The 21,494-nt window shown below is 36.2% G+C and carries 22 protein-coding genes and 1 pseudogene; 13 read left to right on the top strand and 10 right to left on the bottom strand.

Annotated features, from left to right (window positions below; translation table 11 throughout):
- Position 1: 1 nt before the first annotated feature.
- The gene (locus H624_RS0107120; RefSeq protein WP_026866981.1) at positions 2-508 is read right to left on the bottom strand and encodes a metal-dependent hydrolase; all 507 of its coding nucleotides are present in this window, start codon (positions 506-508) and stop codon (positions 2-4) included.
- Between the two features lie 111 nt (positions 509-619).
- On the opposite strand from H624_RS0107120, the gene H624_RS0107115 reads away from it, so the two are divergent.
- The 3 genes from H624_RS0107115 to H624_RS11780 all read left to right on the top strand — a co-directional run bounded on the left by H624_RS0107115 (position 620) and on the right by H624_RS11780 (position 3,797).
- On the top strand, positions 620-817 hold the full coding sequence (locus H624_RS0107115) for a YwbE family protein (RefSeq protein ID WP_026866980.1): 198 nt from the start codon (positions 620-622) through the stop codon (positions 815-817).
- 272 nt (positions 818-1,089) lie between these two features.
- Entirely contained in the window at positions 1,090-2,892 is a 1,803-nt protein-coding gene (glmS, locus tag H624_RS0107110; protein WP_026866979.1) for a glutamine--fructose-6-phosphate transaminase (isomerizing), read from the top strand.
- A gap of 110 nt (positions 2,893-3,002) precedes the next feature.
- The gene (locus tag H624_RS11780; RefSeq protein ID WP_026866978.1) at positions 3,003-3,797 is read left to right on the top strand and encodes a DUF1835 domain-containing protein; all 795 of its coding nucleotides are present in this window, start codon (positions 3,003-3,005) and stop codon (positions 3,795-3,797) included.
- A 2-nt stretch (positions 3,798-3,799) separates the two neighbouring features.
- On the opposite strand, the gene H624_RS0107100 is transcribed toward H624_RS11780, so the two are convergent.
- A complete protein-coding gene (locus H624_RS0107100) occupies positions 3,800-4,093 on the bottom strand; it encodes a hypothetical protein (protein WP_026866977.1) in 294 nt (97 codons plus the stop codon).
- 477 nt (positions 4,094-4,570) lie between these two features.
- On the opposite strand from H624_RS0107100, the gene H624_RS11775 reads away from it, so the two are divergent.
- Positions 4,571-4,933 (top strand): YolD-like family protein, encoded by a 363-nt coding sequence (locus H624_RS11775; RefSeq protein ID WP_035856355.1) that lies wholly within the window; start codon positions 4,571-4,573, stop codon positions 4,931-4,933.
- Between the two features lie 6 nt (positions 4,934-4,939).
- On the opposite strand, the pseudogene H624_RS12700 reads toward H624_RS11775, so the two are convergent.
- A pseudogene (locus H624_RS12700) lies at positions 4,940-5,203 on the bottom strand (hypothetical protein); the annotation flags it as partial.
- An 87-nt stretch (positions 5,204-5,290) separates the two neighbouring features.
- Positions 5,291-5,908, bottom strand: a complete 618-nt coding sequence (locus tag H624_RS0107080; RefSeq protein WP_026866976.1) for a LysE/ArgO family amino acid transporter — start codon at positions 5,906-5,908, stop codon at positions 5,291-5,293.
- 316 nt (positions 5,909-6,224) lie between these two features.
- On the opposite strand from H624_RS0107080, the gene gcvPA reads away from it, so the two are divergent.
- The 3 genes from gcvPA to H624_RS0107065 all read left to right on the top strand — a co-directional run bounded on the left by gcvPA (position 6,225) and on the right by H624_RS0107065 (position 10,045).
- The gene (gene gcvPA / locus H624_RS0107075) at positions 6,225-7,577 is read left to right on the top strand and encodes an aminomethyl-transferring glycine dehydrogenase subunit GcvPA (protein ID WP_026866975.1); all 1,353 of its coding nucleotides are present in this window, start codon (positions 6,225-6,227) and stop codon (positions 7,575-7,577) included.
- Positions 7,570-9,033, top strand: coding sequence for an aminomethyl-transferring glycine dehydrogenase subunit GcvPB (gene gcvPB / locus H624_RS0107070; protein ID WP_026866974.1), 1,464 nt, complete (start codon positions 7,570-7,572; stop codon positions 9,031-9,033). The genes gcvPA and gcvPB overlap by 8 nt, the downstream gene beginning before the upstream one ends.
- Positions 9,034-9,220: 187 nt before the next feature.
- A complete protein-coding gene (locus tag H624_RS0107065) occupies positions 9,221-10,045 on the top strand; it encodes a SurA N-terminal domain-containing protein (RefSeq protein WP_026866973.1) in 825 nt (274 codons plus the stop codon).
- A gap of 72 nt (positions 10,046-10,117) precedes the next feature.
- On the opposite strand, the gene H624_RS12695 is transcribed toward H624_RS0107065, so the two are convergent.
- Positions 10,118-10,273, bottom strand: a complete 156-nt coding sequence (locus H624_RS12695) for a hypothetical protein (protein WP_169515938.1) — start codon at positions 10,271-10,273, stop codon at positions 10,118-10,120.
- Positions 10,273-11,100 (bottom strand): MerR family DNA-binding transcriptional regulator, encoded by an 828-nt coding sequence (locus H624_RS0107055; protein ID WP_026866972.1) that lies wholly within the window; start codon positions 11,098-11,100, stop codon positions 10,273-10,275. Before H624_RS0107055 ends, H624_RS12695 begins: the two co-directional genes overlap by 1 nt.
- A gap of 110 nt (positions 11,101-11,210) precedes the next feature.
- On the opposite strand from H624_RS0107055, the gene H624_RS11770 reads away from it, so the two are divergent.
- From H624_RS11770 to H624_RS0107030, 5 genes are all read left to right on the top strand, one after another.
- Positions 11,211-12,704 carry an MDR family MFS transporter gene (locus H624_RS11770; protein WP_051220518.1) on the top strand — a complete coding sequence of 498 codons (1,494 nt, stop codon included), beginning with the start codon at positions 11,211-11,213 and terminating at the stop codon, positions 12,702-12,704.
- 296 nt (positions 12,705-13,000) lie between these two features.
- Entirely contained in the window at positions 13,001-13,963 is a 963-nt protein-coding gene (locus tag H624_RS0107045) for a tRNA dihydrouridine synthase (protein ID WP_026866971.1), read from the top strand.
- 82 nt (positions 13,964-14,045) lie between these two features.
- Complete coding sequence (locus tag H624_RS0107040) at positions 14,046-14,981, top strand: DMT family transporter (protein ID WP_026866970.1); 936 nt, start codon at positions 14,046-14,048, stop codon at positions 14,979-14,981.
- Between the two features lie 10 nt (positions 14,982-14,991).
- Positions 14,992-15,939 carry a VOC family protein gene (locus H624_RS0107035; RefSeq protein WP_026866969.1) on the top strand — a complete coding sequence of 316 codons (948 nt, stop codon included), beginning with the start codon at positions 14,992-14,994 and terminating at the stop codon, positions 15,937-15,939.
- 17 nt (positions 15,940-15,956) lie between these two features.
- Complete coding sequence (locus tag H624_RS0107030) at positions 15,957-16,379, top strand: hypothetical protein (RefSeq protein WP_026866968.1); 423 nt, start codon at positions 15,957-15,959, stop codon at positions 16,377-16,379.
- Between the two features lie 48 nt (positions 16,380-16,427).
- Here H624_RS0107030 and H624_RS0107025 read toward each other — a convergent pair whose 3' ends face one another.
- The 3 genes from H624_RS0107025 to H624_RS0107015 are packed head-to-tail and all read right to left on the bottom strand — an operon-like array spanning position 16,428 to position 18,358.
- Positions 16,428-17,129, bottom strand: a complete 702-nt coding sequence (locus tag H624_RS0107025) for a hypothetical protein (RefSeq protein ID WP_026866967.1) — start codon at positions 17,127-17,129, stop codon at positions 16,428-16,430.
- Complete coding sequence (locus H624_RS0107020) at positions 17,116-17,997, bottom strand: ABC transporter ATP-binding protein (RefSeq protein ID WP_035856351.1); 882 nt, start codon at positions 17,995-17,997, stop codon at positions 17,116-17,118. Before H624_RS0107020 ends, H624_RS0107025 begins: the two co-directional genes overlap by 14 nt.
- Positions 17,990-18,358 carry a GntR family transcriptional regulator gene (locus H624_RS0107015; protein WP_026866965.1) on the bottom strand — a complete coding sequence of 123 codons (369 nt, stop codon included), beginning with the start codon at positions 18,356-18,358 and terminating at the stop codon, positions 17,990-17,992. Before H624_RS0107015 ends, H624_RS0107020 begins: the two co-directional genes overlap by 8 nt.
- Positions 18,359-18,643: 285 nt before the next feature.
- Here H624_RS0107015 and H624_RS0107010 point away from each other — a divergent pair, with 285 nt between their 5' ends.
- Entirely contained in the window at positions 18,644-20,767 is a 2,124-nt protein-coding gene (locus tag H624_RS0107010; protein ID WP_026866964.1) for an ATP-dependent Clp protease ATP-binding subunit, read from the top strand.
- 244 nt (positions 20,768-21,011) lie between these two features.
- Here H624_RS0107010 and ybaK read toward each other — a convergent pair whose 3' ends face one another.
- Entirely contained in the window at positions 21,012-21,467 is a 456-nt protein-coding gene (gene ybaK, locus H624_RS0107005; protein WP_342664967.1) for a Cys-tRNA(Pro) deacylase, read from the bottom strand.
- Positions 21,468-21,494: the final 27 nt, after the last annotated feature.

Here is a 21,494-nt window from a genome sequence, read left to right as displayed (position 1 = left end):
TTTAAGGTGTAAGATTATTAATGAAAGATGAAAAGTTTGTACTTAGCACTTGAAATCCTAAATAGAGAGAGATTAAAGATAGTATAGAGAAGATAATGTTCTCTACAAAACTTCCTGTGCGGGTGGTTAATGGAAATCGAACTTTGAAGTTTAAGGGGAAGAACAATTGGATCCCACTTTTTGTAGCCATATCTAATATGTAATGACTGATGATACCTGAAAGAAGCCCAGTCTTTATAGCTGTGTTGCTAAATAAAAAGTCTGCTAGAAACAGAATGACTAAACAAAATACTATACTATGAGTAAAAGAGCGGTGTCCAAAAACAAAGTTGATTATTCTTGATAAGATTGGCATCCGCTTTCCAATTTTGCTTCCACTATGACAAATATCTGGAATGAGTGATCCAACTAAGCTACTTGCTAGAACAACGACTGGATCCAGATCTGTGAGATGGACCACGGTTAAACCAAGAGTGACACCGCCGATCACATGAGTTTTTCCCTTCATGATATGTGCCTCCTATAAAGGTATTATATCATTAAACTAGATATAAAAATAACTTTTTATAAACAGAAACATAACATTGTTAAATGAATTTAACTTAAAGGAGTCGTAATGATGGATCATAGAAATCGAGCGAATATTAAAGTAGGTAGTCATGTCAAAGTAGTGCAAAAGCATCATCAGCGTACCGGGGAATTGACAGAGGGCATCGTTTTAAAGCATTTAACAAATTCAGCAAACCATCCGCATGGTATAAAAGTGAGATTAGAAGGCGGTATTGTTGGTAGAGTTAAGGAAATTATTGAACAATAATATATATGGTATAAATAGGTAAAAAAATCTTGTAATATTTCGCCATATAATTTACACTTTTATTCTGACAGTAAAAAGGAGGGAAACTTTATTTAAATCGGAATAGCGCCAGAGCAGTATTAACTGCTGACGAGGAGGACAGTTATCGAACATTCGGCGGATGCTGTCCCGGATACTAAAGTATTCGTAAGTTTATCTGTTAAAACTATCGAGTGATCGATCTGACAGAGCAGATATTCCACAAAACATTAATTAAGACTAGGAGTATTTTTATGTGTGGAATTGTTGGATATATAGGAACAAATGATGTTAAGGAAATTCTATTACACGGTCTAGAGAAGCTAGAATACCGTGGTTATGACTCAGCGGGTATCGCAGTTAAAGGTGACTCTGAGACTAAAGTATTTAAAGAAAAAGGCCGTATTGCTGACCTTAGAAAACAAGTTGACGCAGATTTTTCTGGTCAAGTGGGGATTGGACATACACGCTGGGCAACTCATGGGGAGCCAAGTGTCGTCAATTCTCATCCTCACCAGAGTAACGATGGGCGTTTTACACTTGTTCATAACGGTGTTATTGAGAACTATGTACAGTTAAGAGAAGACTACTTATCAGATGTAGAATTAGTGTCTGAGACTGATACAGAGATCATCGTGCAGTTGATTGCTAAATTTGCAGCGGAAGGTTCATCTACTTTAGAAGCATTCAAGAAAACTTTATCATTGTTACATGGTTCATATGCATTAGGGCTATTAGACAATGAGGATGATAATACAATCTATGCAGCAAAAAATAAATCACCATTACTATTAGGTAAGGGTGACGGGTTTAACGTTATCACTTCTGATGCGATGGCGATGCTTAGATTAACAAATGAATTTGTTGAATTAATGGATGGTGAAGTGATTCAAATCATGAAAGATCAAATGATTATTCATGATCTTGAAGGTACAGTAATCGAACGTGAATCTTATATTACCGAGATTGATGCAAGTGATGCTGAACTTGGCACTTACCCACATTACATGATTAAGGAAATTAATGAACAGCCTCAAGTCATGCGTAAAATTATTAAAGAATACCAAGATGAAAATGGGAACTTGAAAATTGATGATGCCATCATCAAACAGCTAAATGATGCAGATCGCTTATATATTATCGCTGCTGGAACGAGTTACCATGCTGGTTTAATTGGTAAAGAATATATCGAGAAATGGGCAGGTGTACCAACCGAAGTACATGTTGCATCTGAGTTTGTGTATAACACACCATTACTTTCAGAAAATCCACTATTCATCTTTATATCACAGTCAGGTGAAACTGCCGACAGTCGTGCAGTATTAGTGGATATTAAAGAAAAAGGTTATCAGGCTCTTACTATTACGAATGTACCTGGATCAACACTTTCACGTGAAGCGGACCAGACTTTAATCTTACATGCAGGTCCAGAGATTGCTGTAGCATCTACTAAAGCTTATGTTGCACAAATTGCAGTACTTTCCATTGTTGCAGCTGTAACGGCAAGAGAACTTGGTAGAAAGAGCGACTTAAACTTGATGTCAGAGCTTGGTAAAGTGACGACAGCGATTACTTCAGTAATCGATGATGCATCAACAATTGAAGGCATTGTTAAAGACTTCTTAGAAACGACTAGAAATGCATTCTTTATCGGAAGAACAATGGATTATTATGTCGGCTTAGAAGGCGCCTTAAAACTTAAAGAAATCTCCTATATTCAAGCAGAAGGCTTTGCTGGTGGAGAATTGAAACATGGTACAATCGCATTGATTGAAGACGGTACACCAGTATTTTCACTCGCAACACAAGAGAATGTAAACCTAAACATCCGTGGTAATGCACAAGAAGTTGCAGCACGTGGTGCCAATGTTTGTATGATTGCCATGGAAGGACTAGAACAAGAAGGCGATACTTATGTTATCCCTCACGTTCATGAAATGCTGACACCATTAGTATCTGTAGTAGTTTATCAGTTAATTTCGTACTATGCAGCACTTCACAGAGGTAATGATGTCGATAAACCACGTAACCTCGCTAAATCAGTTACTGTAGAATAGATTTAATGATAAAAACTTAGCACTCTTAGTATTGAATTTTATGGTTCAATACTAGGGTGCTTTTTGTTTGGTCAGACATAGAAAAGGTTAAAACCATGTGGGGTGATTTTATGAATAATGAAATGACTTGGCATATTGTAATCGGAGAATCAGCATGGTTATCTGTAAAGCTCGCAACAAATAGTAGTCGGGTGATTGGATTAAAGGATAACCTGTCGTATGGGCCGATTTTAGATTTAGATACAAAAGAGGGGATAGAGAATCGGTTAGACTGGTTGACAGAGAAATTGTCAGATGTTGATCATTATTCTTACGACACTTTGAAGAAACTTAGAGACATTGCGCCGTATGAGCCTATTATTATTTGGACTGCAGATAATGGGAGTGAACAGACAGGTTTACGATATGTGATGTATTTGCTGAAGGATTGGTCTAATGATATCTACATTTTAAATACCACTAGTGCTTATAATGAATTGATTGGTAATTCGAATATAGTAAAGACCACAGAACTTAGTATCAATCAGTTAAAAGAAATATATGAGAAGTTTAATAAGAAGAAACTTTTGGATGATAGAAAACGTTTAGTAGAAGAATGGAAAGCTTTAAGGCAGACAGAAATGAATTTAAGAGCATATAGTAATTATAAAATTGTAAGTAAAAACGAAGCGGCATATGATGCATTTATCATAGAGACAGCAAAGAAAATACATGTAGAAATGCAGAATGAGCCCTATATAAAAGCAGCGAGAATAGTAGGAGAAGTGTACGGTGAATTACAAAACTTTGATGACTTCTTTATAGAATATAGATTACGAGAAATGATAGAAGAAGGCTATTTTGACTATAAAGGTGACTTGTCTGCGATGCGTTTTTACGAAGTGAGATTAAAAGATTCAGAGTAATTTTACTCTGAATCATTATTTTTTATAAGGCTATAGATGTAGACAATTGGTGCGAAAATGTAGGCGAAAATTAGTGTGTATTTAGAATTAGGTATCTTAGTATGTGAAAACTTGTCTTCAGTTTCTAGACCAATAAATGGATGTGTAAAGGTTGCGACGATGAAATATATTGTTAAGATGATGTATGGGAAAGCCATGTAGTCAACCTCTACAAATTCAGCCATGATTGTGATGTAAAAAAGAAAAAAGAATACATCAATAAATAATATAAGTAGACGAAAAATTCTATCCCCCATTCACGAAACCTCCAATGAATCAATTCAGGTATTATTTTAAGAGTGACAAATATTTTAGTAAACACATATTTACTAAATAATCGATAGACCTTAACATTCCCTTGGTAAAATGATTCTTATGATTAAAATTATTGTGGAGGTTACTAATGAATAACAAAGCACAATTGAACGGGGTGCGTTTACCTTTAACAAACTTGGAAAATTGCCGTGAGCTAGGTGGTTATGAAACAGGGAAAGATAGCCGTTTGAACTGTAACCCATAATTTAGACAGTTAAAAAAGCTATTATATCCAATAAATTCACATAATTTATATGTACATTATGTATATTTATTCATTTACACAAACTATTTTATACTCTCGTTTAACTATAAGGTAAGTATATTATTTAATAAAAAATTTCTTCTTAAATTATTAAATTGCTAATTATCTTGCAATAACAGAACGTATGCTCTGTTATTATCTTGAGGTAATTTTTATGATTCCAAATTCTAATGACCCAGATAAGTATAATTATGAAACTGATTACAGAAATATACATAGAGAATATTTAAACCCTAGAATTCCTAAGGGCCGTGGGAAAATCAAATGGCAAGCTTTTGCAACGCTCCCTGAACAGTTTAAAATTTTAAACAAAATTATTCAAAATCAAGATAAAATTGAGAAACCTTTATTAACAGAAGTTGCTCTGAATGACATCAATTCTATCTTTCATTTGAAAGTAAAATACAATCAACTATGTTCCATAATGTATTGGGAAAATGGCCATATTTCTACTTATACTGGTACTGGGGAAATTTTAAAAATTTATGAAATTAGCAATAGATCTCTTAAAATTTAAGATTCATTTCCTAAAATATAGAGTTTATTTTTTCCTTTTAAATTATAGTTCTGATATCCATGCAATTGTAATTCATTTAACGTAGTCTCTAAGAAAAAGAACTTAGCAGCACTATGAAAATAAAGTGCTATTTTTGAACAATGTTGTAAAGTGTCTTCTGCTTTCTCATCCATCAAAACTACAAAAATAGATGCATATTCAACTATTTTATATAATTTTCGCTATAACCACCTTGCCTAAATGTTCACTTTTCCCTTCAACTGAAGTAATGGTGTAGGTCGGCCTCGAAATAAAAACGAAGCGGATGTAATAACGGGTCTCCGCTTCGAAAATAAAACGAGTTCGTTAAACCTACCATTACAAAAAGATCAACTCAATAATGTTCTTCAGAATAACCAAGCTGACGATCAAGACAATAATACTTGAGAATTTATTGAGTATCAATATGTACTTCCCTGTTTTGTCTATATAACCAACAACCCGTCCGACTATAGCTAGCATAATAAACCATAGCCATGACACAATAATGGTTGAAGCGGTGAAGAGAACTTTATCCCCACCGTCATAGACCGTAGCACTTGTACCGATAACGCCTATAGTATCTATGAGGGCATGCGGGTTAAATAAGGACACAGATAGTGCAAAACCGACTTGTTTCTTACCACTCATCGATTGCTGTTCTTCTAAATGAGTTGGCTTTTCATGCCAAAGTGACCAGGCCATATATATGAGAAAGACAAAACCGATTATATAGATAACTAATTGTAGGGCAGGTAAGGATATCAAGATTAATGAAACACCGAGTACTGCCATTAATATAAGGAAGGTATCCGCTAGACCTGCTGTTATAATGACAGGTAAGGCGCCAGTGAGTTTCTTATGATTTGTGCCTTGATTAAAGACGAAAACGTTTTGTGCGCCGAGCGGTAAAATTAATCCTAGTGCAAGTAAAAATCCATGTAGTATAGGTTGCATAAAGTGATGCTCTCTTTCTATAAGAAGTTAATTCATATTATTATAATGGACTATATATGTTCTGACTACAAAGGGTTCACAATGTAACATAATTATTTGTGCAAAATGTACAAAAGTATAATAACAAATACTTTTAATATCTGTGACTTATCGTTATAATAATGAATGTATGGATAAATATTCAGAAACTAATCATTTTCTGAAAGCGCTCTAAAAAGAAGCGTCTCCATGAGTAAATTCTATTTCTGGAACGAACTCCAGACTAGATACAATAATAATAATATTATTATACAGGAAGAATAGGGAGGAAAATGTAATGGATTTTCGTTTTTTACCAGCTACAGAAGCTGATAAAGCACAGATGTTAGAAAAAATCGGTGTAAAATCCACAGATGAACTTTTTTCTGATATTCCAGAAAAAGTTAGACTGGACAGAGAGCTAGACCTGAAAGAACCTAAGAATGAGTACGAGCTTAAGAAAGAATTGAACGCCATGGCATCTAAAAATGCTAACCTTCAAGAGTACACTTCATTCCTTGGTGCTGGTGTTTATGACCATTTTATTCCATCAGTCGTAGACCATGTTATTTCTAGACAGGAGTTCTATACTTCTTACACACCATACCAACCGGAAATGACCCAAGGTGAACTTCAGGCAATGTTCGAGTTCCAAACAATGGTTTCTGAAATTACAGGAATGCCTATTGTAAACTCTTCATTATATGATGGTGGTACAGCTGTAGTTGAAGCTATGTATTTGGCTAACGTTCAAACTAAGAAGAGCCGTCTACTTGTTTCAAAAGCATTACATCCTGAGTACCGTGAATTAGTTAAGACAGCATCTAAAGGTAAAAACATTGAAATTGTTGAAATTGACCTTGTAGATGGACGTACGGACCTTGACCAACTTGAAAAAGAAGTGAATGAAGACACAGCAGGTGTTATCGTACAATATCCTAACTTCTTAGGACAAATTGAACCTCTCGATAAAATAAATGAAATTGTTAAATCATCACCAAAAGCGATGATGATCGTTTCAAGTAACCCATTAGCTTTAGGTTACCTTACACCACCTGCAGAGTTCGGTGCAGACATCGTTGTCGGTGATACTCAAGTATTTGGTATTCCTGCTCAACTTGGTGGGCCACACTGTGGTTACTTCGCAACAACTGAAAAGTTAATGCGTAAAGTACCTGGCCGTTTTGTTGGTGAAACAGTTGACGAAGATGGTCAACGTGGATTCGTGCTTGCTTTACAAACACGTGAGCAGCACATCAGACGTGAGAAAGCGACATCAAACATCACTTCTAACCAAGCATTAAACGCAGTAGCAAGTTCTGCAGCTATGAGTGCTTTAGGTAAAAATGGTGTGAAAGAAATGTCAGAGTTAAACTTACAAAAATCACGTTACACTAAACAACAACTTGCAGACGCAGGTATTAAAGCAGCATTTGACGGTGCATTCTTTAACGAATTTGTTGTTGAGTTAAACAAACCTGTTCAGGAAGTTAATGAACAATTATTCGAAAAAGGAATCGTTGGTGGTTTTGATCTTGGACGTATCTACCCAGAATTTGAGAACCACATGCTAATCGCAACGACTGAGATCCGTTCTAAAGATGAAATCGATGCATTCGCTAAAGAATTGGGGGTAATCAACAATGGCTAATGAAAACTTTCCATTAATTTTTGAACGCAGTAAAGAAGGACGAGTAGGATATCACCTACCAAGCCTTGACGTTCCTGAAACTGATTTAAAAGCTGAAATTGGTGAAACTTATATTCGTAAAGAGCCAGCTAACCTTCCAGAGGTAGACGAATTAGAATTAATGCGTCACTACACTGGACTTTCTAACCGAAACTTCGGTATCCACACTGGATTTTATCCTTTAGGATCATGTACGATGAAGTACAACCCAGTAATCAACGAAGATGTTGTTAGACACCCTGGTTTCAGTCATATTCACCCATACCAAGACACTAAAACAATCCAAGGTGCTTTAGAGTTAATGTACGATCTACAAGTTCACCTTGAGGAAATCACTGGTATGCATGAAATCACTTTACAACCTGCAGCAGGTTCACAAGGTGAATGGACTTCACTAATGGTGTTTAAAGCATTCCATGAAGCAAATGGTGAAGGTCATAGAAACGAAATTATTGTTCCTGACTCAGCACACGGTACAAACCCTGCATCTGCAGCAGTTGCTGGATTTAAAGTAGTAGAGGTTAAGTCTAACAGTAAAGGTCTAGTAGACGTAGAAGACCTTAAAAAAGTTGTTAACGAAAACACAGCAGCTCTAATGTTAACGAACCCGAATACTTTAGGGTTATTTGAAACTGAGATCGTTGAAATGGCTGAAATCGTCCACGAAGCTGGCGGTAAAATGTACTATGATGGTGCGAACCTAAACGCGATCATGGGTTACACTCGTCCAGGCGACATGGGCTTTGACGCGGTTCACTTAAACTTACACAAAACATTCACTGGCCCACACGGCGGTGGTGGACCAGGTTCAGGTCCAATTGGTGTAACAGAAGAGCTCGCAAAATTCTTACCAAAACCACAAGTTGTTGAAAACGACGGCGTCTATGAATTAGATTATAACCGTCCAGATTCAATCGGTATGGTTAAGAACTTCTACGGTAACTTTGGAATCAACGTACGTGCTTACACTTATATCCGTACACTTGGTGCTGAAGGACTTAAGAAAGCAAGTGAGTATGCAGTTCTTAATGCGAACTACATCATGCGCAGCCTACAAGATAAATACGAACTTCCATTTACACAACACTGTAAACACGAATTCGTACTATCTGGAAATAAACAAAAAGCACAAGGTGTTAGAACATTAGATATCGCTAAACGTCTAATGGACTTTGATATTCACCCGCCAACAGTTTACTTCCCATTAATCGTAGCTGAAGCATTAATGATTGAGCCGACTGAAACTGAATCTAAAGAAACATTAGATCACTTCATCGACACAATGTTACAAATTGCGGATGAAACTGAGAATAACCCAGAGATCATTCATGAAGCACCACACAAAACTTCAGTTAAACGTCTAGATGAAACTAGAGCTTCTCGTAAGCCTGTACTCCGTTGGCAAAAAGAAGCGTAAGTGAATAATAGAAGCAGCAAACACCTTGTCGTGTTTGCTGCTTTTTTATTTCTACATAGAAATTTATGGTCACGAAACAGTCAAAATCGATGAAATTATTTTTATATACACCCCTTTTTACATGATTTTTTTATTTGTGTACGTTAGAATGACCTCTAACACTTTATTAAAAGGAGTTATCTTAAATATGAAAAAATGGATATCGGGATTAACAATAATAGGATCATTATTAGTTGTCTCTGCATGCAGTAATGATGAAGGTGCAGAAGATACAAGTGCAGAAGAAGAAAATGCTACTGAAGAAACAGCTTCGTCAGAAGAATCTGGTGGAGCAGCTGCTGAAGGAGAACAGTCATCAGAAGGCGAATCAGCAGAAGGTGAAGGCGAACAAGCAGAAATGCCTGAACCAGATTTAGAAGATGTACCTGATGTCGTAGCAGAAGTGAACGGTACACAAATCGAAAAACCTGAGTTCGAAGAAGCGTATAACGCTCAGTTCCAGCAGATGGCAATGATGTCTCAAATGTCTGGTGAAGAGGTCAATCAGGATGATCTTAAAACCCAAGTGGCTGATGGCTTAGTTTCACAAGAGCTACTCGTTCAAGAAGCTGATAATAGAGAACTTGAAGCATCAGAAGAAGAAACGACAGAACTTCTAGATCAGCTCACAGAACAAGCTGGTGTTGAATCACAAGAAGAACTTTACACAATGTTTGAAGAGCAAGGTATGAATCAAGAAGAAGTCGATGAACAAATTCAACTTCAAGTCAGAGTAGATAAACTCATTGCTGAAGAAGCTGGAGAAATCGAACCTTCAGAAGATGAACTAAAAGAATTGTATGATCAGCAAGTCGAACAATTAGAGCAGATGGAAACTGAAGAAGAGCCGCCTTCATTTGATGAGCTGAAACCTCAACTAGAAGAACAATTGGTCAGTCAAAAAGAAGGTGAAGCTGCTCAAAAATTAGTTGAGACGCTTAAAGAAGATGCAGAAATTGAAATGCATGTTTAATTATTAACATATAAACAAAAGCTATGCAGAACCATTAGGTAATCTGCATAGCTTTTTTATTGTATAAGAATCTTACCTCACAATTATATAGTAAATAACATAGAACCATGATAGGATACCGTGGATAATCGCCCATAGTATAGATTGGTGTAGACTCCAAGAAATGGTAACAGCTAAAACAGTTCCGAATCCAACACCAGTTTTTACAACACTTGTCGATTTACTCATTACTTACTCCTTTCTGCCTCTTTAACCGGGACAGTTATTTTTGTCACGTATTGTGATGCATCTCTGACTGCAATACGATCATATACAGGCTCGCAGTATATCTTGTCTTTAATCTCTAGTTGATGATTATTTATAAACGCTTTTATTTTATCGAAAGTTTGATACATTTTACGGTACTCACCTATATGATAAGCGACCACATCTTGACACTTATCTTTTTTAACCAAGGGCAGTTCTTTTGTATACTCTGTTCTAACGAACAAATGCTTGAAATTATTTTCAGTCGATAGATTAAAATCATCTTTTCTTAAGATAACACCAATTGCGTATTTCTCATTCAAAGTATCCATACTTGTATGGTAAAAGTCTGCAATTACCTTTATGTTGTAGTCTTCATCATCGTATACTAGTTGATGACTCACATATAGGTATTCAACATCTGAGTTTTGTACGACAATCTCAGAGAAATCTTGTTGTTGTGCTTCTTTGGTTAGAGTAATTTTCTTTTCTATTGAATTTTGGATGGACTGTAAGTTTTCAATTTTTTTAGATATCTGTTCAGACTTTTTCTTAAATAAATCAATCATGGACTCAGGGTTTGTATTATTTATAAAGATCTTAATTTCCTTTAGTGGTGTTTCCATTTCTTTTAACGATTCAATTAAGAACATGGTGTCACACTGTGTAATTGAATAATAGCGGAAACCATTTTGATCTTTATAAATCGGTTCTAGCAGATTGATTTTGTCATAATAAAATAAGGTTTGCTTAGAAACATTACAAAGTTTTGCGAAATCACCAGTTGAAAAATATATTTCTGAATTCATTAAATCACCTCTTGCCTATATAGTTACTATATACTTTATATTTAATTAGGTCACTAATTATGTCGTTAGTGGACAAAACGTTTATAGAACAAACAGATAAGAGGTGTATTATGACGACCGAAAACGTAAAGTATGAGTTTCTTTCAGAAAATCCGAATGTTAAAACTAAACCTATTATGATTGCTTTAATCATCGGGGCATTTTTTGCGATCCTCAATGAAACATTACTAAATATTGCATTAACGACTTTAATGCAAGAATTTGATATTACGCTACCCACAGTTCAGTGGATTGCGACAGGATTTATGTTGGTGATGGCTATAGTTATGCCAATATCGCCACTTTTAATTGGTTGGTTTACCACACGACAATTATTTATTGGTACCATGGTGACATTCTTAATCGGGACCATTGTGGCAGGTTCAGCACCAACATTTGGTGTTCTATTATTTGGTAGAATGATTCAAGCCGTTGGTACAGGTTTGATTATGCCGATTATGTTTAACGTATTTTTACTATTATACCCACCTCACAAAAGAGGTAAAATTATGGGGATTGTAGGGCTTGTCATTATGTTTGCACCTGCAATTGGACCAACGCTTTCAGGTGTAATCGTTGAGTATTTAGGTTGGAGATTCCTCTTCTTCCTTGTGGTACCATTTACAATATTCTCGATTCTTTTTGCAATGAAGTTCCTAGTGAACGTTACTGAAATTACTAAACCTAAGATTGATTGGTTATCTATTGTTTTCTCTACGATTGGTCTTGGAGGTACAATATATGGATTCAGTCATGCTGGTGAAAGTGCAAATGGATTTATGACAGCATCTGTATTTATTCCTATAATTATTGGTGTGATTAGTCTTGTGCTTTTTGCGATGCGTCAATTTAAACTTGATGAACCGCTTATGGATTTAAGAGTGTTTAAGTTTCCAATGTTTGCCCATGCTGTAATCATGTTCATTATTATTATTATGGTTATGTTTGCTTCAGAGCTAATTCTACCTGTATTTATGCAGGGACCAATGGGCTTGACTGCAGCAGCAGCAGGACTTTTACTATTACCTGGTAGTATTCTTAATGGTTTAATGAGTCCATTTATGGGTGCCTTATTTGATAAGGTAGGACCGAAAGTCATGATGGTTCCAGCAACCATTGTCTTGGCAGCAGTTATGTTTATGTACAGTAATCTGACTGCAGATACACCAGAATGGGTCATCATTGTCGGCTTTATGTTGATTATGTTAAGTGTTTCAGCAATGATGATGCCTGCAGAAACGAACGGTTTAAATCAGTTGCCTAAACACATGTATTCACATGGTACTGCACTAATGTCTACTTTACAGCCATTATCCGGTGCAATTGGTGTGTCAGTATTTCTTGGTTTATTGAACTCTAAACAAGCGAGTTACTTAAATGGTGTGGAAGATCCAACCTCACCACAAGCCATTACTGATGCGATGGTTGCAGGAACAGAATTTGTATATTTCGTCATCTTTATTATTACGATTGTCGCATTTATCTTAGCTTTATTTGTTTATAGAGCAAGACCACTTGAAGATGTTGTACCTGCACCAAAGAAGACAGAAGAAAATAATGACTAATTAGCGAAATCACTCCATATTTACTCTGGAGTGATTTCTTATCATGTATAATTGATATACGGCTAGTTAAAGGAGACTAAGTATGAATAAGTGGTATTTATTATTCTTAACCATAGTGCTCGTAGCACTTCTACTATTTACAGTGTTCTTATCACTGGGTGGAGTGTAGACTCGGAACTCACACCTGCAGACATCGATTTGCAGGTGTTTTCATTGCTTTGTCTAATTAGGTATTATGTGGTAATATTCATCATGGATTATACGAGATATTTTAAAGATAAGAAGGTTAGACATATATGAAAGAAAATTTTTGGCAGACGCTACCGCGTCCATTTTTTGTGCTTGCACCAATGGAAGACGTCACTGATGTTGTCTTTAGACATGTTGTTGCAAAAGCGAGTGCACCTGATGTTTATTTTACAGAGTTTACGAATACGGAAAGTTTTTGCCATCCTGAAGGCATACACAGCGTAAGAGGCAGATTGACGTTTACGGAAGATGAGCAACCGATTGTTGCACATATTTGGGGCGATAAGCCTGAACATTTTAGAGAAATGAGTATCGGCATGGCAGAAATGGGCTTTAAAGGTGTCGATATCAATATGGGGTGTCCAGTACCGAATGTCGCAACAAAAGGTCGTGGTTCTGGATTGATTTTAAGACCAGAAGTCGCAGCAGAAATCATTCAAGAAGCTAAAGCTGGTGGACTTCCAGTCAGTGTAAAAACACGATTAGGCTATACAGATATTGATGAATGGAGAGACTGGTTAAGGCATGTTCTAGAACAAGATATCGCAAACTTATCGATTCATTTAAGAACGAGACGTGAAATGAGTAAAGTCGATGCACATTGGGAATTAATTGGTGAAATTAAAGCACTTCGTGATGAAGTTGCGCCGAATACGCTACTTACAATTAACGGCGATATACCGGATAGAAAGACAGGTCTTGAACTCGTTCGTAAGTATGGCGTGGATGGTGTGATGATTGGTCGCGGAATATTCACGAACCCATTCGCTTTTGAAGTTGAACCAAAGGAACATAGCCCTGAAGAACTGCTCGATCTTTTAAGATTACACTTAGATCTTTTTGATAAGTATTCAAAAGATGAGCCGAGACTATTTAAGCCGCTCCGTCGTTTCTTTAAAATCTACGTTAAAGGTATACGTGGTGCAGGGGAACTTAGAAATCAACTGATGAGTACAGAAACTACAGATGAGGTACGTGTTCTACTAGATGAATTTCAAAATAATAAGTAAGACGATTTGTCCCTTTTGGTTTCCAAAAGGGATTTCTTTTTGAAATCGTGATACCATAAAGGAAAATACAGGGGATGAGAACATGATAGGAATACTAGGCATTGTAATAGGTAGTGGAATGTCCTTTCAGTCCGCTGTCAATTCACAACTGAGAAATTACGTTTTCTCTCCTTACATAGCTTCTATGTTGTCATTTTTAGTCGGGACCATACTCTTGGCTCTGGTGGTAATCTCACAGGGCCTACCATTATTTCCTACCTTTGAGATTATAACAAATCATCCTTGGTGGATATGGCTTGGTGGACTTTGTGGTGTGATTGCATTAACAGGAAATATCATCATCTTCCCTAAGATCGGCAGTATAGAAACTGCAGTGATGCCGATTATTGGAATGATTATTACAAGCATGTTGATTGACCATTTTGGTTGGTTTCGGTCTACGATGTTACCATTCGGTTTAAACCGATTTGTTGGCGTCATTCTTATACTTATCGGCGTAGTATTTGCTGTCGTCCTGAGAGATGCCTTAATAAATCGTAAATTAACGAAAGATACCGATAGTAATATTAATAAGAATCCATGGCGTGCGGTTGGCTTATTTGGCGGAGCTATGCTCGCTGTTCAAGCGGCAGTCAACGGCCAGCTTGGTGTCGCAGTAAACTCACCACTAACAGGTGCATTCCTATCATTTTTAGTAGGAACAATTATTCTGTTTCTGCTAGTAATTTTTATCGATAAAAACCTGAAGCCCGTGAGTCGACCATTTACCGAGAAAGCACCTCTTTGGGTTTGGTTAGGTGGTGCATTTGGTGCCTGCTACGTATCGATTAATATTTTACTAGTCGGTATCATCGGTACCGGCCCAACCGTTGTACTCGTTCTATTTGGACAAATTACAGGCAGTATACTCGTGCAACAATTTGGATTGTTCCGTTCAGTTAAAACACCAACAGCTCCAATCCAAGTGCTTGGTTTAATCGTTATGCTGGTCGGTGTAGTTTTAATTAACTTATTCTAGGAGGATTTATATGAATTCAGTACTCGGACATCACCATATTTCAATGATGACAAAAGATGCAGAAGAGAATAATCGATTTTACAATGAAGTGCTCGGTTTAAGACGTTTAAAAGTAACAGTCAATCAAGATGATCCGTCTATGTATCATATATTTTTTGGCGATAAGAAGGGGACACCAGGTACTGAACTTACCTTTTTTGAAATGCCTAATATCGGACAGACACATAAAGGCACCAATGCGATAACTAAAATTGGCTTATTGGTTAAAGACGAAGCGGCTTTAAGTTATTGGCAACAACGCTTTGACGAATATGGGGTAGAATACGGTAGTATCAAACAGTTCGCAGGTAGAAGAGGCTTACCGTTTGCAGATCCAGATGGCTTACATTTAGTCCTTCAAGTGGCAGACCAAGTCGACGGGAACTATCTTCCTTGGGAAGACTCAGCAGTCCCTCTAGAACACCAAATTATTAGTATGGGGACAGTTGAGTTGACGGCAAAACGATTGGATAAGCTTGAAAAAACACTGATTGAACTGTTCGATTATAAAAAGGTAGCAGGTGGTGACAACCAACGTCTTTATAGACCGAAAAATGGTAGTCATGAAGGTGAAATTTTAACTGTTTACAAAGATGGACCAAGAGAAAAACAAGGGCGTGGCAGTGTACATCATCTAGCGATTAATGTTCGAAATGATGATGAGCTCGAGTTTTGGCATGAGAGGGTAACGAAGAGGGGCTTTCGCTCAACTGGTGTCATTGACAGTCACTTTTTTAAGAGTATGTATTTCAGAGAATCAAACGGCATAATGTTTGAAATTGCAACTTTAGATGGCCCCGGAATGACAGAGGATGAAGCGAATAAATCACTAGGAAATCACTTAGACTTACCGCCATTCCTAGAAGAGAAAAGAACACAAATAGAAGAAGATTTAATCAAACTATCATTTATTGAATAAAATGTGAGGAATTTCAAATGACTCAACTATTAGATAATTCAAAATTAGAAGATGTAACCATTCATACAATTACGTATATTGATGACATTGTCGGTCTGGGAGAAAAAAGACTGTCGATTGATCGTAAACATTTTGATGACTTAGAAATTTCAGAATCATTATTAAAAATGCATATTAATAGAGCCTCATTAGAAGAATTTACTAAGGAAAGAAATAAAGAGCTACTAGAATATGAGAATTACTCAGAATTTGATCATCTTAATAGTATGGTCGCTATGCTAGAGCACGATTTCTTTAGTATAGACAAAGTGAAGTTTTTTTATAGAGATGAAAACCATCTATCCGGTGAAGCGGTCATAGACACTTCAGATGAAGAACAAGTAAAAATGACTAGTGAGGTCAGTGGTAAATCGCTTATATTAACAATAGAATTACGATAAAAGAAATCCGTACATGTGATCGTGACTACATGTACGGATTTTATCTTACTATTTAATTGAAGGTTTAACGATTTTACGATCTCCACGTTCTAATGGCGCATTTCTCATCATGAAGTATGACAGGACGAGTAGGATTAGTGATCCGCCTGCAAGTATATGAATGAATAATGTGTAGTCTGTCATGATGAATTCAAACAGTGGTCCAAAATCAATATAGAAGTAGATTGAAATTGAAGCGAGTATAACTAGGCCAAGCAGTATCAATGTTCGCATTGTTCCCATATTAAAATTGATAACTTGTGCAAACATTCCGATACCAAATAGAATGAATAGCCATAGGAAATCTATCCAAAAGTACATAAATATATTTGCGTCAGTTAAAATGTCTGCCATGTGAAACACAGAATAAGAATCCTCGAATAAATTTGTCCCTATAAAGTGTAATAAAGTCAGTACGACTGATGCAGCTATTATAAATAAAATGCTTGATAGGTAAGCTGATAACACAAACTGAGTTCTAGTTCCGCCTAAGCCGAGTATGAATCGATACGCTTTAAAGAATATAAATGGCAGTGTCAGAAACACTATATAAAAGGGACCGAAAAGTGCGCCAACACTATTAGCGCCAGATGATAACGAGCTTAAAAAAATAAAGAGAGCAAAAATGGCGACTGTAACAAAAATACTAATATAAAATGTTATGCCAGTTTCTTTTGCGACGATTTTAAAAGGACCATTAAGCGTGTGCATGTAATTTTGCCTCCTTTTTAGTTAAATTGACTAGATAATCTTGGAAGGGAGCTTTTTCTATAGAAACACCGTGAGAAAAAGCTTCTTGCTTTAATGCTTCTGTATACGGTGCATCAATCATAACGTTGAGCTGTTTGCCGAGCTTTCGTTCTTCTAAAATTGTGTACTGTTCTGCAATAGCATTCACAGCATCACTTGTACCGCTTAAGTGAACACCACGTGTCTTAAGTGATTCCGTATCCTGATAGGTTAGAAGCGTATTGTTATCTATAATTGCAATTTTTTCACACAGTGGTTCAACTTCTTCAATATGGTGTGTTGATAAGAGAATCACCCTTGGATCTTCTTCAAATGAATCGAGTAGGATATCGTAGAATTGCTTTCTCATATGCGCATCTAAACCGTTTGATGGCTCATCGAAAATTGTTACGGGTGCTTTACTCGCGAGTCCGATTGCGATAGTTAACATCGTCTTCATACCTTTAGAAAATTTACGAATTTTTTTCTTTCTTGGAAGTTGAAAAATTTCTATTAATTGATCAGCTAAAGCTTGATCCCACTTATCATTAAAATTTGATGCGTAGTTTAAGGCGTCATTAACATTCCACAAGTCACTATAAGGGTGGTCTTCTTGCATAAATGCAACATGGTTCATCGCTTCAATATTATTGTAAGGTATTTCACCATCGACATGGACCGTGCCAGAAGTCGGGTGTTCTAAACCTGACAATAGTTTCATAAGGGTTGTTTTACCAGAACCATTCCTTCCCCATAAACCAATAATGACCGGATTATTTTCTATAAGATTGATATCTTTTAAAATATATTTGTTGTCATAAGCAAATGCGACATTGTCTAAATTAATCATTATTATCCTCCTTTAAAAACTTAATCACTTCATCAAGCCCCATATCTAAGCGTTTAGATTCTTCTAACATAGGTTTAATATATTGCTTTCTAAATTCATTTTTTCTCTTCTCTAATAATTTAGACCGGGCATCTTTAGAGACGAATATACCGAGACCACGTTGTTTATAAGCATATCCTTCTTCAACAAGGACAGTGAGACCTTTCTGTGCAGTTGCACGGTTAACTTGATAGAATTTCGAAATCTCCGTCGTTGAGGGGATTTGGTCACCTTCTTGGAGTTCACCTTCAATTATGTCGTCCTCTATCATTTCGTGTATTTGTTGGAATATAGGTTTTGAGTCATCTAGTACTGCTTTCACACATGAAGACCCCCTTTTGATGAGTGGTTGATTAGTTGTGTAATCAACTATACATACGAAGATAGATTTTGTAAAGAAAAAGTATAAAAAACTTGAAAGTCAAACAAGGTCAATGTATAATAAAATCATAAGTCAAAGATAGTCAAACTTCTCGGTATGATTATAAATTTGATAAGCACATAATTTGAAGTCACTGATATCAGGCTTTATACTATAAACATAGTCAAATATAGTCAAAGTCAAAACGAACTATGATTGAAACACTTTTAAAAGGAGGAAACACACATGAAATGTCAAAATTGTAGTATTAACGAAGCAAATGTTAACCTTGCAATGAATTTTAATAACCAAAAAATGCAGGTTCATTTATGTGACAGCTGTTTCCAAGAAATCCAAGGACAAATGATGAACTCTAACGATTTCTTTAAAGGTCAAAATAATGCAATGAATAACAATAAATACTTTAACGGACAAGGAAACAGTGCAACGAGCACTAGAACAAGAGAAGAAAGCAATAGAGACGGACTTTTAGATCAATTAGGTAATAATATTTCCGACGAGGCGAGAGCTGGGAAAATTGATCCTGTAATTGGTCGTGACAAAGAAGTTAAACGTGTCATTGAAACACTTAATAGAAGAAATAAAAACAACCCTGTACTCATCGGTGAACCTGGTGTTGGTAAAACTGCCATTGCTGAAGGCTTAGCACTTAAAATTGTTGAGGGCAACGTTCCTACGAAGTTGATGGACAAAGAAATTTATGTTTTAGATGTCGCATCACTAGTCGCGAACACTTCTATGCGTGGACAGTTTGAAGAACGTATGAAGCAGTTAATCTCTGAATTGAAAGAACGAAAAGAGGTTATCTTATTTATAGATGAAATTCACCAAATCGTTGGAGCGGGTTCTGCTGAAAGTTCACAAATGGATGCTGGTAACATTCTGAAACCAGCACTTGCACGAGGTGAACTACAGATCATCGGTGCAACAACGCTAAAAGAATATCGTCAAATTGAAAAAGATGCAGCGCTTGAGCGTCGTTTACAGCCAATCATTGTTAAAGAACCAAGTTTAGAAGAATCTGTATTAATCCTTAAAGGTATTAAAGATCGCTATGAAAAATTCCATGAGGTCAATTACTCTGATGATGCAATTGAAGCATTTGTTAACTTATCTAATAGATATATTCAAGATCGTTTCTTACCAGATAAGGCAATTGACTTAATGGATGAAGTCGGTGCACGACTCAACCTGTCTAATGCTGAAAATGATACGGAGTCTATTAAACAAAAATTAGACAAAATTGCTAAAGAAAAAGATGAAGCTGCTGAACAAGAAGACTATGAAACTGCAGCACACTTAAAATATCAAGAATTACAACTACAAAAACAACTAGATGCAGCAGAGGATGAACAAAAGACTTTAGATGTTGATGTCACAGATATTCAATTAATTGTAGAAGAGAAAACAGGTATTCCTGTAACAAAAATACAAGCAGAAGAACAAAATCAGATGAGACATCTGAGTGAAAATCTTAGTTCTAAAGTAATTGGGCAAGAACAAGCGGTAGATAAGGTAGCGAAAGCGGTCAGAAGAAGCCGTGCTGGACTAAAATCTAAATATCGTCCAATAGGTTCCTTCCTATTCGTTGGCCCAACTGGTGTTGGTAAAACGGAATTAACCAAAGCATTAGCTGAGGAAATTTTCGGTACAAGAGACTCTATGATTAGATTAGATATGTCTGAGTACATGGAAAAACATGCTGTCTCTAAAATTATCGGTTCACCTCCAGGTTACGTTGGTCACGAAGAAGCAGGACAACTAACAGAAAAAGTACGTCACAATCCTTATACAATTATTCTTTTAGATGAAATTGAAAAGGCACACCCTGATGTACAAAATATGTTCCTTCAAATTATGGAGGATGGTCAGCTTACTGATTCTCATGGTCGTACTGTTAGCTTTAAAGAAACAGTAATCATCATGACAAGTAACGCTGGTACAGGAGATAACAACGCTAGTGTTGGATTTAATGCGAATCAACATGAGTCAGTAACGACACTTGAGAACTTAAGTGATTACTTCAAACCTGAATTCTTAAACAGATTTGATGCAATTATTAACTTCAATGAATTGTCCGAAGAAAATCTGATGGAAATTACTGATTTAATGCTTAATGAGCTATCAGAGACACTTAAGGAAAATGATATTAACATCACTGTAACTGAAGACGCTAAGAAAAAATTAGTGAGCCTCGGTTACGATAAACGCTTTGGTGCTAGACCATTGAGAAGGGTGATTCAAGATAGAATTGAAGACCAACTTACTGATTTAATATTAGAATCGGATGGTTTAGAACAAGTCAGAGCGCACATTAAAAATGGTGAGATTGTCGTATCTAAAGCATAAGGAAGCGCAGAAAACTGAAATTTTAAATATTGAAAAAGGGTTGGGACAAAACAATTCCCTTCATATAATAAGCCGGACGTTAGCAATTCTTAAGGCATCGCGTGAGCCTGTAGTCTCACGCAGATGATATTCCCCTAGAAGTATAACGTTCGGCTTTTCTATTATAATTTATTATTTCCCTATATATTCAGAGTTTTTGTCCCAGCCCCTTTTTTTGTTGTTCTATTTTTATTTAGTAACCAAATCATTTATCAGTTATATCTACGAGTGATCCATTAGTAATGCTCAGTAAATCATCAGGTGTCACTTCGACCTGCATTCCTCTTTTACCAGCAGATACAACCATCTTATCAAGTGACTTAGCTTCAATAGCAATAAATGTAGGAAAGTTTTTCTTCATACCAATAGGTGAGCAACCGCCTCTAATATAACCGGTCGTTTTCTCCAAGTCCTTCATATGCAACATGTCTACTTTCTTATTACCACTTTCCCTTGCCAGTGCCTTTAAATCCAATTCTTTTTTGGCTGGAATACAAGCAACAATTGGCCCTGTGATATTACCAACTGCTACAAGCGTCTTAAATATTATTTGTTCTGACACTTCAAGTGTGTCGACTGAACGATCTGTATCTTTATGGTCCTCTGACCAAGCATATTCGTGAATTAAATAAGGGATTTTCTCTTTATCTAACTGTCTCATAGCATTCGTCTTTTGAACTTTCTTTTT

The organism is Jeotgalicoccus marinus DSM 19772, assembly GCF_000425825.1.
Taxonomy (GTDB): Bacteria; Bacillota; Bacilli; order Staphylococcales; family Salinicoccaceae; genus Jeotgalicoccus; species Jeotgalicoccus marinus.
The sequence above is the reverse complement of the archived record's forward strand: the minus strand, read 5'-3'. Positions and strand labels throughout refer to the sequence as shown.